This window comes from Sphingopyxis sp. 113P3, from assembly GCF_001278035.1.
Lineage (GTDB): Bacteria > Pseudomonadota > Alphaproteobacteria > Sphingomonadales > Sphingomonadaceae > Sphingopyxis.
This window is the reverse complement of sequence record NZ_CP009452.1, coordinates 2721079-2735716: the sequence shown is the minus strand read 5'-3', so window position 1 is coordinate 2735716 and position 14638 is coordinate 2721079. Positions and strand designations below refer to the sequence as shown.

Here is a 14638-nt window from a genome sequence, read left to right as displayed (position 1 = left end):
ACGGGTCAAGCGGGTCCCTGCGCCGCGCGGCGATTCAATGGCGCGAACACAGGCGTCCGGGTCAGGCTGTCTCGAGCGCCGTCTCATATCTGGCGGTCGTCTTCGCCGCGACCTCCTCGGCCGTCACGCCGGGCGCCAGCTCGATAAGCTTGAAAGGGCTTGCATGATCGTCGCGCTTGAAGACCGCAAGGTCGGTGACGATCATGTCGACGACATTTTTCCCGGTGAGCGGAAGCGTGCATTCGGGAATGAACTTGGGGCTACCGTCTTTCGACACATGCTCCATCACCACGATGATCTTCTTCACCCCTGCAACCAAGTCCATCGCGCCGCCCATGCCCTTGATCATCTTGCCGGGCACCATCCAGTTGGCAAGGTCGCCATTCTCGGCGACTTCCATGCCGCCGAGCACTGCAAGGTCGATGTGGCCGCCGCGGATCATCGCGAAGCTCTGCTCCGACCCGAAATAGGCGGTCTGGGGCAGTTCGCTGATCGTCTGCTTGCCGGCATTGATGAGGTCGGGATCCTCTTCGCCCTCATAGGGGAAGGGGCCGATCCCGAGCATGCCGTTTTCCGACTGGAGCGTCACCGTCATGCCCGCGGGCACATGATTGGCGACCAGCGTTGGAATACCGATGCCAAGGTTGACATAATAGCCGTCTTCCAGCTCCCTGGCGGCGCGCGCCGCCATGTCGTCACGGGTCCAGCCCTTTTTTTCGTCGGCCATTATTTCGGCTCCCAATGGGTGTCGGAGGGGAAAAGATCATCCCAGCCCAGCCGGTCCCACGGACCATAGACGGGGTTGGGAAAGAGAAACCAGCCCTGGTTCCAGAGCGCGGAAGCGGCAGGGCCGGTCGCGAGCGCGATCCGCGCTCCCGGCGCCAGCGTCTTCTCATTGAATTGCTGGCTGAAGTCGCCGAGCTGGTCGCCCGCCATCGCGATCACGCAAAATTTCGAGGCGATCGCGGCGCGGCGCCCATCCTTGCTCGATCCGCCGGCATCGTCGCCCGCTAGGAACAAGGTCTCACCATGCTTGAACTCGCCGAGGCCCGCCGCCCGCAGCGTTGCTTCGGCGCCCTCGGCATTGGCGGCGAGACGGTTGGTATTGGCAACCACGGTGACGCCCACGGCGCGTAGCGCGTTCACCATCTCGGCGGTCCCGGGCATCGCCTTGGCAGCGCCGGCGCCCGTCTTTTCCCAACTGTCCCAGATCTTGGGATCAAAGGCGATACCGCGCTCGGCCATGTAGCGCGTCGCGCCGAGGTTCCAGATCAACGTCTCGTCGGCATCGAACACCGCCGCGAAAGGCTTGTCGCCGCAAGGCTCAAAGCGCGGCGCCTCGATGCGCGCACCGGGCGCGAGGATGACGCTGTCCTGCGGCCGCTGCTTGACCCGCTCCCTCACATAGTCAGCGATCCGGATATTGACCGCACGCACGGCGATTTCGGCCTCGGCCGAGCCATAAAGATATTGAAGCGCGGTAGCCGGCGTTGCCGGTTCGCCGGGGGCGACGGGCGCGGACGCGAGGGAGTTTCCTCCCGTGCTCGCGCAGCCGGCAAGAAGGAGGCCAAGCGACAGGGCGAGGGCGCGCTTCACGCGGCTTCCCGCGGCCGCACGGTGCGGAACTCGATCTTCTTGTCATAGGGCGCGCCGAGAACGAGCCGCTTCACATAGATGCCCGGCAAATGAATGGCGTCGGGGTCGAGGCTCCCGACGGGAACAATCTCTTCGACCTCTGCGACGCAGATCTTCGCCGCGGTCGCCATCGGCTGGTTGAAGTTGCGCGCGGTCTTGCGGAAGATGAGGTTCCCGCTCTCGTCTGCTTTCCAGCCCTTGATGATCGCAAGGTCTGCAAAGATGCCGCGTTCGAGGATATAGTCCTCGCCGTCGAACGAGCGGACTTCCTTGCCCTCGGCGACCGCAGTGCCGACGCCGGTCCTGGTGTAAAATCCCGGAATACCCGCGCCGCCAGCGCGGCAGCGTTCCGCGAGCGTACCCTGCGGGCAGAATTCGACCTCGAGTTCGCCTGCGAGATATTGCCGCTCGAATTCCTTGTTCTCGCCGACATAGGAGGAGATCATCTTCCTGATCTGGCGCGTGCGCAGGAGCTTGCCGAGCCCTTCGCCGTCGACGCCGGCATTGTTGCTCGCGATGGTGAGGTCCTTGACCCCGGAGTCCCGGATCGCGTCGATCAGCCGCTCGGGTATGCCGCAAAGGCCAAAGCCACCAGCGCAAATCTGCATTCCGTCGAAGAGGATACCCTCAAGAGCTGTCGCTGCGTCGGGATATCGCTTGTTCGCCATGACTCGGCCTCCTGCCATTGATGCTGCGACATTGGCCGATCCGACATATCAATTCTAATCATAGTGTTTTTAGATTATCGATAAGCGATGTCGATCAATCGAATCGCGCTTTATCATCTCGAAACGCTGCTGTGGATCGACCGGCTCGGCACCTTCTCGGCTGCCGCGGAGCGCCTCAACACGACCCAGCCTGCCGTTTCGGCGCGAATGCGCGAACTCGAGCAGCGGCTCGGCACGACGCTCTTCCGCCGCGACGGGCGCACGATGTCGCTCACCCCGGCGGGGCGAAAGCTCGTGCGCGACTGCGCGCCGCTGCTTCGCGACATGGAGAGCGCGTTGCTTGGGAGCGGCGGTTTCGCCGAGGCGAGCGGCGTGGTCCGGATCGGCGCGGGAGAAATTGCAGCGGCAAGCTGCCTTCCGCCCTTCGTTGCTGCGCTAAAGGAGGAGATGCCGGGGGTTGGGCTCGAGATCGAGATCGACCTCACCGCCAACCTGATCCAGCAATTGCTCACGGGGCGCACCGACATGGCCTTCGCCGCGGGTCCCGTTGCGCATCCCGCGCTCACCTCGCGGCCCATCGGCCGGGTGGCGCTCCTCTGGCTCGCCAGTCCCGCGGTGGCAGCGGCCTTCGATGCGGGCGGCGAGGCAGCGCCCGTCTCGGTCTGGTCGCTCGCGAGCCATTCACCAATCCACGGCCGGATGCGCGACGCAATCGACGCCTCACGCATCGCGCCGCGTTCCTTGAACCTTTGCAACAATGCCCGGATGATGATCGACATCGCGCTCGCAGGTGGCGGGATCGGAATTTTTCCCGAGCCGATGGTCCGCGCCGAAGTTGCACGCGGCGCGCTTGTTGGGCTCGCCGGAATGCCGCCGCCCGCGCCGGTCGAATTCCATGTCGCGATGCGCGTCGCCGATACCGAACCCGTTTTGGTGCGCATCTTCGAGCAGGCTGCGCGGCTCAGTATCGCGCCGGCAATTGACGCTGGTCAATGAATCGCCGCGAGCTGCGGTGCAGTCTTCCGCCTATCATATGGCAAAGGAGGCACGCATGCGCTCGATTCTCGTTCATGCCGATAAGGACGCCGCTTTCGAGGGACGGCTCCAGACCGCGCTCGATCTCGCCCGAAAATTCGAGGGGCATGTCACGCTGCTGATCGCAACGCCGCTGCGCCAGTTCGTCAGTTTCGATCCCTTTGGCGGCACCTATTTTGCTGCCGAGGCGCTCGCGGCGGCGCAGGCTGAGGATCTGGCGCTCGAAAGCCGCCTTGCCGAGCGCCTCGCGGACGAGGACGTGCCCTGGGACATCGCAATGGCCGATGGCGACGTCGCAGGCGCGCTCGCCGGCGCTGCAACCTTCGCCGATCTTGCCATCGTCAGCCTGCCGGCAGGAGAAGGCGAGGGGCGGGGCGACCTGCCGCTGCTCGCAGGCGACGTGGCCCTCGCGGCATCGGTGCCCGTTCTCGCCCTGCCGCGCGAGACAAAGTCGTTCGCTCCTGAAGGATCCGTGATGGTCGCCTGGAATGGCAGTACGCAATCGGCCCGCGCCCTCCGCGCGGCGCTTCCTCTTCTTCAGGAACGCGCGGTGACCCTCGTGACGGTCGATGAGGAGGATGGCGATAAAGACGGCTTCCCCGCGACCGACGCGCTCCGTTACCTGTCGCGCCACGACATCCACGGAGAGCTCAAGACCGTCGCCCGCAGCGCCGAAAGCGTCGGCGAGCAGCTTGTCGCCGAAGCGGCGGCCCTCGGCGCGGGGGTCATCGTCACGGGAGCCTTTGGCCGCAGCCGTCTGCGCGAGACGCTCTTCGGGGGCGTGACGCGGCACCTCCTGTCGCACAGCCGGACGCCGCTGCTCCTTGCGCACTAAAGTCTAGGGCAGCGGCATCTCCAGCGCCGCGGAGAGATCGGCGAGCGCCTGCTCGCCGCTCGTCACCTTGATCGCGTGCATGCCGAGCATGGCAGCGGGTTTGCAGTTGATGCCGAGGTCGTCGAGATAGATGCAGTCGGCCGGTGCAACGCCAAGCGCGTCGCACATCATCCGGTAGATCGCAGGGTCGGGTTTGCGTACCCCGACCTTGCTCGACTCGAGGACATGATCGAAGCGCTCCATGATCGCTGCAATCTCGGCCGCGGCGCTGTCGCTGCGCGCCATGCCCGCGCCCTTGCCCGACGGGACGTTGTTGGTGATGCACCCGATCGCGAACCCGCGCGACTTCAGCGTATCGAGCGCTGAAACCATTGCCGGGCGTACGGCACCGGCGAGCACCGCGAGCACCGCCTCGCCCTCAAGCTCGTGCCCCAGCGCGCGGGCCTCGGCAGCGAAGGTGCGATCGAAGGCCGCAGCGTCGATCTCGGCGCGCTCGAACCTTGCCCAGGCATTGCTGTCGGGGTCGCGCGCATTGACCTGGCGCACGAAGTCGCGCGGCAGGCCGCGCTCTTCTTCCAACCTGTTGAACGCCTCGAAGGGTGAGGCGGTGATGACGCCGCCGAAGTCGAAAATAACCGTGGTGAAGCTCATGGCGCGATCAATAGTCCTGTCTTGGGGTCCGCCGCGCCCGACAGCATTTCGAGATAGGCGTCAAGCGCCGCTGCGCCGCCCGCGCGCGTATCGGGGCGCGCGAGCCGGGGCGCGACATCCATGAAGCCGAGCCATGCCTCGCCCATTTTCTGTCCGAAGGCACTGCCGCCCCAGTCCCCTATCCGCTTCTGCACCCGGCCCGGGGCGAAGAAGCCCTGGCGCTCGGGCCCCGGAAGCCCGGCGTTATCGGCCTGCGCATCCCAGTGCGATTTGCCGACGATGATCGAGGCCTTGAGATTGCTCCCGAAATGGCTGTGCACCATTCGCGTGACGGCGCCATTGCCTGCCATGTCAACGAGCGCTGCCGAGATCGAAGCAGGCAGCGTCATGACCTCCTCATAGGCGATGACGCGGTCATATATGCCCTGGGCGGCGAGGTCGGCGACATGCGGGCGGCTGGTGAGACCGATCGTCTGGGGCCTCTCCCCGCCGCGCCGTGCGAGCGAATAAGCAAGGCCGATCGCGGTCTTGCTCGACGCACTCGCGATCAGGATCTGATCCACACCATAGTCACTCTCATCGTCGAACTGGTCTGCGATCAGCCAGCCGGTCAGGAAAAGGGGGCGAAAGATCGGCCAATAGTCATGGTGGCCGGCGCGATAGTCGGGCAGCGCCTCGAGACGCTGATACTGATTGTAGACGGGGGGCAGCGCGGTCCGGCGCGGCGTGACGTCGGTAAAGCCGCCCGATCCCGCGGTGTCCGGGGTCAGCACTGCATGGCTCGCCATCGGATAATAGCCGTAAAGGCGATCGCCGGCGGCGACACCCTCCACGGCACTTTCCGCGACGGTTGCAAACCCCCAGACGGGGAGGCGGCCGGGGGCATCCCGCTCGGCGAAAAAATCCCAATAGCCCTGGTCGTTGCCGAACAGGCCCGATGGCTTTCCGAACACGGCATAGGTGACGTTGTTGGCGGTCATCGCATAGAGGTCGATCGCGACGCGGACCTGCCCCGGCGCGAGCGGCGCATGGCCCTCCTCGATCAGCACCGCTTTCGTGATGTCGTCGCGATCAATGTCGATTGCCCAGCCGTTCTGCATGCAAACCCCTTCCGATTCTCTTGCCCACTAGCGCGGGATGGGGGATAGTCATACAGATGACGCCTCCCCATACAATCGCAGTGAAGCGCATCTATGAGCCGGCAGAGCCCGGGGACGGCACGCGCTTCCTGGTCGACAGGCTATGGCCCCGTGGCATCTCGAAGGAGAAGGCGGGCATCGCGGCGTGGCTGAAAGCGCTGTCGCCCACCGATGCGATGCGCGATGCGTTCCATCATGCCGCTGCGGGCAGCGACGCAGCCTGGGACGCATTTCGCAGCGTCTACCTTGCCGCGCTGGACGCCGGGGGCGAGGATATTGCAGCGGCGCTCGCGGAACTGGACACGGCCAGAAAGAAAGGGCCCGTCACCCTCCTCTATGCGGCGAAAGACGAGGCCCGCAACAACGCCATTGCCCTGCGCGAGTGGCTGGAAGCGCGCGAGGCGTGATGGTGGGATCCGGGCCGCGCGCAGACCCGCATCTGCCTTTATCCTTCAGCGGGACCAGGCGGTAGCGCGGGGGGGCGTCCAGCCCCCCCGCACATTATCACTCATCTGCGAAATGTCCCGCAGATAGCCGGCCCGCTATTGCGCTTTCATTCCGCATCCGGCGCCGGAGCGGCTTCGCGGCGGCGCCGCGGCTTTTCGATAATTTCGACCGCCGGTGTCTCCACGGGCTGGTCAGCGGCGCCCTTCACCAGCGCGTCGAGGGATCCTCCGTCAAAGCCGAGTTCCTTCATCAAGCTGTCGATAACCGGGGCCTGTGCCCGGTATGCGAGGGCCGCCGAGACGGCGTTGCTGGCAAGGTTTCCGCTCCCGGCCTCGCCCGCGTTCATCGCGGAATGGCCGCCATTCTGGCCGAGCCCGTCGACCTGGACGATCTTGATGGAATCGATCGCTTCCATCGGCTTGGCCGCCTCGCGCACCACCTCGGGCAGCACCTTGAGCAGGGCCATTTTCGTCTGCAGCGAAATCTGCCCCGATGACAGTATATTGGCCGCTTCGTTGATGGCGCGCTGGCCTGCGGCCTCGACTTCGAAGCGCACACGCGCAGCCTCGGCGCGCAGCTTTTCCGCTTCCGCTTCGCCCTCCGCCTCGAGCCGCAAGGCTGACGCTCGGTTCGCGGCCGCTTCCTTTTCTGCTTCAGCCTGGACCTTGAGCGAAATCGCCTGACGTTCGGCCTCCTTTGCGGCTTCAATGAGCTCGATCCGCTTCGAGCGCTCGGCGACTTCGGTTTCACGCGCCGTCGAGACCTGCTCCTCGGCCGCTACCGCGGTCGCGCGCGCCACGTCTGCCTCGGCGCGCGCCTGGCTTTCTTCGCGGCTCTTGTTCTGGATCAGGATCTGCTGCTCCTGGCGGGCAAGCTCGATGGCCTGCTCCTGTGCGATGCGGGCTTCCTCGATCGCGCGATCCGCCTCAATCTGTTTCGCATCGACAAGCTGCTTGGCCTGGATGCGCGCATTTTCCGCTTCCTGGTTGCGCTGAGCCTGTTCGCGCGCGACCTCGGCCGCCTGCTCTGCGCGGCGAATCTCGATTTCGCGCTCCTGGCTTAGCTTGGCGAACTCATTGTCGCGCGCAATCTCGAAGCTCCGCTTGTCGGCTTCGAGGTTCTTCGTCTCGATCTGGACGCGCGTATCCTGTTCGATGTCGTTGCGGGCTTTCTTTCGCAGCTCGATCTGCTCGGTGAGCTTGGTCAGACCTTCGGCGTCAAATGCGTTATTGGCGTTGAAATGCTCGATCGACGTCTGATCCAGACCGGTGAGCGACACCGATTCAAGCTCAAGCCCGTTCATGGCAAGATCGTTCGAGCTGACCTGCTGCACCTTCTGGACGAAGTCCGCGCGCTGTTCGTGCAACTGGTTCATCGTCATCCCCGCGGCGACCGAGCGAAGCGCGTCGACGAACTTGCCTTCGACGAGGTCCTTGAGCGCCTCGGGATTCATCGTGCGCAGCCCCAGGGTCTGCGCCGCCATCGCGATCGCCCCGCTATCGGGGCGGACGCGGACATAGAATTCTGCCTTCACATCGATCCGCAGCCGATCGAGGGTGATGAGCGCGTCGCTATTCTTACGTTCGACCGCTAGCCGCACGGTGTTCATGTTGACCGGCATGGTCTCGTGCAGGACCGGCAGGACGAGCGCGCCCCCGTTCATCACGACACGCTCGCCGCGAAAACCGGTGCGCACAAACGCGATTTCCTTCGTCGCGCGGTGGTAGAGCCGTGTGACGATGAAGCCCAGGACGAGAAGGACGGCGAGGCCGATCCCGGCGTAGATTGCGATCTCGATCATCAATTGTGTGTGCTCCCCGATTCGCGCTTCCAGATCCTGGAAGGTCTCCCAGGTGATCTTAGGATCAGTCGAGCCGGGGTAAATAGAAATCGCCGCTCGAGTAGCCTTTGAACAGTTCGCCTTCGCGTTTGACCAGCAGGAGTTTTTCACCCGTCCGGAAAATCTGGTCCGAGCTGTCGGGTTCGACCATGATTTGATGCATTTGCCCGAACCGGTCGGTGACCTGCGCGCGCGCGGGATGTCCCTCGCTAGCCGTGCCGATGCTGATTTCGGCGTAAAGCCCGATCAATTCGTCGCGGTCGATTGCGGTGGTTTCGATGCCGGGAAGAATGCGCCCGACGATCTTCGCTGCTACGCTCGTTGGCACGAGGGCGGCGGCACCGGTGAGCGGTACCATCAGCAGATTGGAGCCCGGCCCGCCGGTCAAAGCGGACATGAGTTGCTGCAACCCCAGGCCGAGGGCGCCGAAGACGGCGAGGAAAATGACAAGCCACATCAAGAAGGGCACGCGCCCGATGCCCGCCCAGGCGAGCAGAGCATCCGCCGCGCCTGCGTCACTGGCGTCGATATCTGCGGCGTCCATGTCGCCGACGAGCCCGGTCGCCTGGACAACGCCGATGAGCAGCATGAGGAGTAACGCGGAGCTGAACGCGACATTTTCTGGGGCAAGGAGCAGTTCGAGCATTTCTTTTTCTGGCTGTCTAGGCTGGCTTTGGCAAGCGGGAGCCGGTTCGATCGTGCCGGTTCATTCCATCGGGCAGTGCCTCAGCCCGCGGTCTCGAACAGCGATCCGATCGCCATGGTCGCCCCCATTGCAAACGCCCCCCAGAAGCTCACGCGCAGAACCGCGCGCGCGATGGGGGCGCTGCCCGCCCAGGCTCCGAGGGCGCCGAGCAACGCCAGGAAGACGAGCGAGGCGCCCGAGACGGTCCAGGGGAGCGAAGGGCCGGCATCGAGCAGCACGATGAGGAGCGGGAGCGCTGCGCCCACGGAAAAGCTCGCAGCCGACGCGGCCGCGGCCTGCACCGGCCTCGCGCGCATTTCGCGGCTGAGGCCAAGCTCGTCGCGCAAATGGCTGTCGAGCGCATTGTGCGCGGTGAGCGCCTCAGCAACCTCTTCAGCGAGACGCCGGTCGAGCCCCCGCCCCTCATAGATCTGCGTCAGTTCCTCAAGCTCGAACTCGGGCTGCGTCCTGAGCTCGAATTTTTCGCGCGCGATGTCGGCCTTTTCGGCATCGCCCTGCGAACTCACCGACACATATTCGCCCGCCGCCATCGACATCGCGCCGGCAACGAGCCCTGCAACGCCGGTGACGAGGATCGATGCTTGCGCAGCGCCCGCCGCGGCGACCCCGGCTATCAGGCTCGCGGTCGAGACGATGCCGTCGTTCGCGCCGAGGATCGCGGCACGCAGCCAGCCGATCCGCTCGACCGTATGGGATTCGCGGTGCATGGTTTCCCCCGTCTCTTCTTCAATATTGCAGCTTCAGTCCCGGCCGAGCCCAGCGCGTCTTGACGAGCCGCCCGCTGCCCGAGAGCGTCAGATAGGCGTCGCGCATGTCGTCGCCCCCGAACGCGATATTGGTCGTGAAGATATCGTCGGTCGCAACGAACTCGACGAGCTCGCCCTCGGGCGAGACGACGCTGATTCCGCATTCGCCGATCGTCGCGACGCAGATATTTCCATTCGCCTCCATCGCGAGGCTGTCAAAGAATTTATAGCCCGCCGGGCGGTAAAGCGGGATGCCGGGCCCGCCGGGACCCGCGGTATCGTCGACCTTTCCGGGCGCGACAATGTTGAACTGGGTCAGCCGGCATGTGTAGGTTTCCGCGGCGTAGAGCTTCTTGCCGTCAGGAGAAAGGCCGACGCCATTGGGGTTGTAGCTGGGGAAAATCACCTCTTCGATGAAGCTCCCGTCGGCCTTCGCATAGAAGATGCCAACGATGTCGTGACAGCGCTTTTCATAATCGACCTTGCCGTGATCGGTGAACCAGAAGCCGCCGTGCGCATCGAACATGATGTCGTTGGGGCCGCGCAGCGTGACGCCCTGATCGCCGGATTGGTAGAGGATCTCGACCGCGCCGGTTTCGATGTCGATGCGTTCGATGCGCCCGCCCGAATAGTCGCTCGCGATCCCGTGGGGGGCGAGATAGCCATTGGATTCGAGATAGTTGAAACCCCCGTTGTTGCAGCAATAAAGCTTGCCGTCGGGACCGATCGCGAGCCCGTTGGGACCGCCGCCGGGCGTGGCGATGACCTCTTTTCGGCCGCCGGGCCAGCAGCGGGTGATCCGGCCCTGCTCGATCTCGACCACGATCACGCTGCCATCGTCCATCACCACCGGCGCCTCGGGGAAGCGCAAACCGTCCGCGATCAGTTCGAATTCCATCCTCGTCTCCCTTGCCCTCGTTCGTCTGCTGTGCTTTCCCGCCCATCATGCCCGTTCGCACGCTCTTCGCCACAAATTTCTACGAAGCCGACATTGGCACGCCCGATCTGCTCGAGGAACTCGAGCAAAGCTGCCGGCTGCTCGCCGAAGAAGATAGCGCGGGCCGCAGCTGGAGCCGCGCTCACGGGTATCGGGGCTACACCAGCTATGCGAGTCTCAACGACCTGCCTCAGCGCGACCCCGCCTTTGCATACCTCAAGCGCCTGCTCGACCGCGAGGTGAGGGCCTTTGCCAAGGCCTCCTGTTTCGATCTCGCAAAGCCGCTTCGGCTCGACAGTCTCTGGGTCAATCTGATGAAACCGGGCGGCACGCATAGCGGCCATATTCATCCGCACAGTATTGTCTCGGGCACTTTCTACGTCACGGTGCCAGCGGGGTCGGGCGCGCTGAAACTTGAAGACCCGCGGCTGCCGATGCTGATGGCAGCGCCCGGCCGCACCGACGATGCGCCCGAGCATCTTCACCCTTTCATCTATGCCGAGCCTGCGCCCGGGCGCATCTTCCTGTGGGAAAGCTGGCTCAGGCACGAGGTGATGGTCAATGCCGGCAGGCACGAGCGGATCAGTATCAGCTTTAACTACTCCTGAGCCCCTCCTATATGAGGCGCATCTGCTGACCATCCCTTCTTCTCCTTCGTGCCCTGCGAAGTCGATACGCCCCTCGAGCATCAGCGCCGATCGGGCTGCTCCCTTCGCTTGGGGCGGGTGGAGAGGGGAGGTGCCAAGAAGGAGCTCTTCGATGACCGCGACCGCCGACTATAACGCCGACCTGCAACTCTTTATTGCGGGCGCGTGGCGGAGCGGAGAAGGACGCGACGTCGCGCCGGTCTACAATCCCGCGACGGGTGCACCGATCGCCGAGCTGCCTGTCGCGACAGTCGCCGATCTCGATGAGGCTCTCGCTGCCGCCGAGACGGCGTGGCCGCAGTGGCGCGCCAAGACCCCCGACGAGCGCGCAGCGCTCATGCACAGGGCAGCTCAGATCATCCGCGAACGCATCGAGCCGATTGCGACGCTTCTGACGCTCGAACAGGGCAAGCCGATCGCCGAGGCGCGCGGAGAAGTCGCGTCGGCGGCGGGGCTGCTTGCCTATTTTGCGGAAGAGGGCAAGCGCGTGACGGGCCGCGTGCTGCCGCGCCCCGCCGGTCAGCGCGCGATGGTGCTGAAGCAGCCCGTCGGTCCGGCAGCGGGGTTCAGCCCGTGGAATTTCCCCGTCAATCTGATGGTCAAGAAAATCGCGCCCGCGCTCGCCGCCGGCTGCACGGTGATCGCGAAAGCGCCCGAGGAAACGCCGGGCTGCACCAGCGCGATCATGCGCTGCCTCGACGACGCAGGCATCCCTGCAGGCGTCGCCCAGCTTGTTTACGGCGTTCCCGACATGATCAGTCGCCACCTGCTCGCAAGTCCGGTGATCCGCAAGGTCAGCTTCACCGGGTCGACCGCGGTCGGCAAGCATCTGATGCGGCTCGCCGCCGACGGCGTAAAGCGGATCACGATGGAACTTGGCGGCCATGCGCCGGTGCTCATCTTCGATGATTGCGACCTTGACACAACGCTCGACCGCGTCGTTGCGCAGAAGTTCCGTAACGCGGGCCAGGTGTGCGTCTCACCCACGCGTTTCTATGTCCAGGAGGGCATTTACGAAGCTTTCGTCAAAGGCTTTGCCGAACGCACGGCGAAGGTGAAGATCGGCAGCGGGCTCGATCCCGATACGCAGATGGGACCGCTTGCCAATGCGCGCCGCGCGCCCGCGCTCGAGGCGATGATCGAGGATGCAAAGGCCAAGGGCGCGCGCATCGTCGCGGGCGGGGAAGCGACGGGCGAGGGCAATTTCTTTCTGCCCACCGCAATCGCTGACGTGCCGCTCGACGCGGATGCAATGAATCACGAGCCTTTCGGCCCGCTGGCATTGATGCGCCCGTTCGCGAGTGAGGAGGAAGCGCTCGAGCAAGCCAACCGGCTGCCCTATGGTCTTGCCGCTTTCGCCTTCACCGAGAATGGCCGCCGCATCAACCGTATCGCCGACGGCATCGAGAGCGGCATGGTCGGGATCAACAGTTTCGTGATTTCAGCAAGCGATGCGCCCTTTGGCGGCATCAAGGAATCGGGCTTCGGCAGCGAGAGCGGTCCTGAAGGCCTCGACTCCTATCTGGTGACCAAGGCGGTCCATATCTATTGAGGGCCCGCCGCCGCTCGAGCGATGCGCCTCAATCGCGCTCGAGCGCCACGAAATCGCGTCCCATGGGCGCAAGATGCGCGCCGCCGTCGACGAAGATCGTTTGCCCCGTCACCGCCTCGGCGCGTGCAAGATAGGCGACCGCGTCGGCGATCTGAGCCGGGGTTGGCAACGCCCCGAGCGGCATGCGCCGGGCGAGCCGCTCCATCTGTCCCGGCACATAATCGTCGGTCGGAAGGGTGAGCCCCGGGGCCACGGCATTGACCCGCGCGCGGCTCCCGAAGGCCACCGCCAATATCGCCGTCGCCTGCCACAGCGCGGATTTCGAGAGACTGTAGGCGATCTGGTCGGGCACAGGCTGCGCGACGCGCTGATCGACGATGTTGATGATCGCGGTGCGCTGCCCTTCGGCCGCCCGGGCAACAAGCGCCTTGGCGAGCATGACGGGCGCATGATGATTGAGCTGCATCATGGCGGCAAGGTCCGCTTGCGTGAGTTCGGGCCATTCGCCTTCGGCGAACAGCGCCGCATTGTTGACAAGAAGGTCTGGCGTTCGCCCGAAGGCGTCGGCGACCGCCGGGACGAGAGCGTCGACCTCTCTCGGCTCCGAGAGGTCAGCGATGAAATGCCTGCTATCGGCGCCCGTCTCGGCAAGGGCGTCGCACAGGAGCGGATCGGGGTCGGCGAGGCTGTGCTTGTGAAGCGCTAGCGCATAGCCCTCGCGCGCGAGCCGCGCTGCAATCGCGGCCCCGACGCGGTGGAGCCCGCCGGTAACAAGGGCAAGCTTCTGCGTCATTTTCGCGTGCGCCGCATCGTGATCCCGATATCCTCGCCGTCTTCGGCGATCGCGAGCTTCACAATCTTTACCTCCACCTCGAGGACCCGGTCGTCCTGGAGGAACAGCGTGTCGATGATATGATCCGCGACGCTTTCAATGAGCACGAAATGCACGTCTTTGGGAATCGCCTCGGTCGCCGCGAACTTGAGGTGCATGTAATTCTTCGATGCGCTCAAGGGGGTGGCGGGGTCATAATGGTCCGCCATCGCGAGCCGTGCGCGCACCGAGATGCGCAAGGGCTGGGGAAGGTGGGTTTCCTCGGAATAGATGCCGGTCAGCACCTGGACGGTCAGCCCGTCGACTTCGAGCCAGAGTTGGTCGGTCACAAGAAAATCCTGTCTGTGGGCGCGACATTCGGCTTTCCAATGCGGTGCCGCGACCCTAAAGCGCCGCCGCATTAGCGAAAGGGCGTGCATTGGTCGAGTTACTTCCATTGGCGAATATCGAGCCGCAGGCGGTCGAGCATCTGCTCGACGCCGCTTTCGGGCCCGACCGCTTCGGACGAACCGCCTACCGCATCCGTGAAGGCACCGCGGCGATCGCCGAGCTGAGTTTTGCGCTCGTAGAGGAGGGATCGCTCGTTGGAACGATCCAGTGCTGGCCTGTCGCCCTGCGCACAAGAAGGGGCGCCGCGTTGCCGCTCGTGATGGTCGGACCCGTCGCGGTGCGCCCGGACGTCCAGCGCGGCGGGCACGGCCGCGCGCTCATGGCGCACATGCTCGAGGCGGCCGAAGCGATTGCCGACGGCGCTTTGATGATGATCGGCGATCCTGAATATTATGGCCGCTTCTTCGGATTTGCGGCCGATGCGACGGGGGCGTGGGATCTGCCTGGCCCCTTCGAGAAAAGGCGTCTCCTGGCGCGCGCCGTGAACGGTCATGCGGTGCCGAGCGATGCGGGGATGATCTTTCCGCGCTGACGACACGCGGGGTTGCACGGCGCGCCCGCCCGCCTATGTCAGATCC

General features: G+C 64.8%; 17 protein-coding genes. 6 read left to right on the top strand and 11 right to left on the bottom strand.

Going from position 1 to position 14638, the window contains the following annotated elements:
- Positions 1 to 61: 61 nt before the first annotated feature.
- From LH20_RS13385 to LH20_RS13375, 3 genes are read right to left on the bottom strand one after another with little or no spacing between them, the layout of a single operon-like run.
- Positions 62 to 727 carry a CoA transferase subunit B gene (locus LH20_RS13385; RefSeq protein WP_053554630.1) on the bottom strand — a complete coding sequence of 222 codons (666 nt, stop codon included), beginning with the start codon at positions 725 to 727 and terminating at the stop codon, positions 62 to 64.
- Positions 727 to 1596 carry an HAD family acid phosphatase gene (locus tag LH20_RS13380; protein WP_053554629.1) on the bottom strand — a complete coding sequence of 290 codons (870 nt, stop codon included), beginning with the start codon at positions 1594 to 1596 and terminating at the stop codon, positions 727 to 729. Before LH20_RS13380 ends, LH20_RS13385 begins: the two co-directional genes overlap by 1 nt.
- A complete protein-coding gene (locus LH20_RS13375) occupies positions 1593 to 2303 on the bottom strand; it encodes a CoA transferase subunit A (RefSeq protein ID WP_053554628.1) in 711 nt (236 codons plus the stop codon). Before LH20_RS13375 ends, LH20_RS13380 begins: the two co-directional genes overlap by 4 nt.
- 87 nt (positions 2304 to 2390) lie before the next feature.
- On the opposite strand from LH20_RS13375, the gene LH20_RS13370 reads away from it, so the two are divergent.
- Complete coding sequence (locus LH20_RS13370; protein WP_053554627.1) at positions 2391 to 3299, top strand: LysR family transcriptional regulator; 909 nt, start codon at positions 2391 to 2393, stop codon at positions 3297 to 3299.
- Between the two features lie 55 nt (positions 3300 to 3354).
- Positions 3355 to 4173 (top strand): universal stress protein, encoded by an 819-nt coding sequence (locus LH20_RS13365; protein ID WP_053554626.1) that lies wholly within the window; start codon positions 3355 to 3357, stop codon positions 4171 to 4173.
- A 3-nt stretch (positions 4174 to 4176) separates the two neighbouring features.
- Here LH20_RS13365 and LH20_RS13360 read toward each other — a convergent pair whose 3' ends face one another.
- Positions 4177 to 4824, bottom strand: a complete 648-nt coding sequence (locus LH20_RS13360) for an HAD-IA family hydrolase (RefSeq protein ID WP_053554625.1) — start codon at positions 4822 to 4824, stop codon at positions 4177 to 4179.
- Positions 4821 to 5924, bottom strand: coding sequence for a DUF2855 family protein (locus LH20_RS13355; protein WP_053554624.1), 1104 nt, complete (start codon positions 5922 to 5924; stop codon positions 4821 to 4823). Before LH20_RS13355 ends, LH20_RS13360 begins: the two co-directional genes overlap by 4 nt.
- Positions 5925 to 5980: 56 nt before the next feature.
- On the opposite strand from LH20_RS13355, the gene LH20_RS13350 reads away from it, so the two are divergent.
- Positions 5981 to 6370 carry a DUF488 domain-containing protein gene (locus tag LH20_RS13350; protein WP_053554623.1) on the top strand — a complete coding sequence of 130 codons (390 nt, stop codon included), beginning with the start codon at positions 5981 to 5983 and terminating at the stop codon, positions 6368 to 6370.
- A gap of 146 nt (positions 6371 to 6516) precedes the next feature.
- Here LH20_RS13350 and LH20_RS13345 read toward each other — a convergent pair whose 3' ends face one another.
- The 4 genes from LH20_RS13345 to LH20_RS13330 form a co-directional block, all read right to left on the bottom strand.
- Positions 6517 to 8211, bottom strand: coding sequence for a flotillin family protein (locus LH20_RS13345; protein WP_053554622.1), 1695 nt, complete (start codon positions 8209 to 8211; stop codon positions 6517 to 6519).
- A gap of 64 nt (positions 8212 to 8275) precedes the next feature.
- The gene (locus LH20_RS13340) at positions 8276 to 8896 is read right to left on the bottom strand and encodes an OB-fold-containig protein (RefSeq protein WP_053554621.1); all 621 of its coding nucleotides are present in this window, start codon (positions 8894 to 8896) and stop codon (positions 8276 to 8278) included.
- Positions 8897 to 8976: 80 nt separating this feature from the next.
- Positions 8977 to 9663, bottom strand: a complete 687-nt coding sequence (locus LH20_RS13335) for a VIT1/CCC1 transporter family protein (protein WP_053554620.1) — start codon at positions 9661 to 9663, stop codon at positions 8977 to 8979.
- A 19-nt stretch (positions 9664 to 9682) separates the two neighbouring features.
- Complete coding sequence (locus LH20_RS13330) at positions 9683 to 10600, bottom strand: SMP-30/gluconolactonase/LRE family protein (RefSeq protein ID WP_053554619.1); 918 nt, start codon at positions 10598 to 10600, stop codon at positions 9683 to 9685.
- A 47-nt stretch (positions 10601 to 10647) separates the two neighbouring features.
- On the opposite strand from LH20_RS13330, the gene LH20_RS13325 reads away from it, so the two are divergent.
- On the top strand, positions 10648 to 11247 hold the full coding sequence (locus tag LH20_RS13325) for a TIGR02466 family protein (RefSeq protein ID WP_053556284.1): 600 nt from the start codon (positions 10648 to 10650) through the stop codon (positions 11245 to 11247).
- Between the two features lie 151 nt (positions 11248 to 11398).
- Positions 11399 to 12838: an NAD-dependent succinate-semialdehyde dehydrogenase gene (locus LH20_RS13320; protein WP_053554618.1), complete on the top strand. Its 1440-nt coding sequence runs from the start codon at positions 11399 to 11401 to the stop codon at positions 12836 to 12838.
- Between the two features lie 28 nt (positions 12839 to 12866).
- Here the strand turns inward: LH20_RS13320 and LH20_RS13315 are convergent, their stop codons facing one another.
- Positions 12867 to 13631: an SDR family oxidoreductase gene (locus LH20_RS13315; RefSeq protein WP_053554617.1), complete on the bottom strand. Its 765-nt coding sequence runs from the start codon at positions 13629 to 13631 to the stop codon at positions 12867 to 12869.
- On the bottom strand, positions 13628 to 13999 hold the full coding sequence (locus LH20_RS13310) for a dihydroneopterin aldolase (protein WP_053556283.1): 372 nt from the start codon (positions 13997 to 13999) through the stop codon (positions 13628 to 13630). Before LH20_RS13310 ends, LH20_RS13315 begins: the two co-directional genes overlap by 4 nt.
- 89 nt (positions 14000 to 14088) lie before the next feature.
- Between LH20_RS13310 and LH20_RS13305 the strand changes: the two genes are divergently transcribed.
- Complete coding sequence (locus LH20_RS13305) at positions 14089 to 14592, top strand: GNAT family N-acetyltransferase (protein WP_053554616.1); 504 nt, start codon at positions 14089 to 14091, stop codon at positions 14590 to 14592.
- Positions 14593 to 14638: the final 46 nt, after the last annotated feature.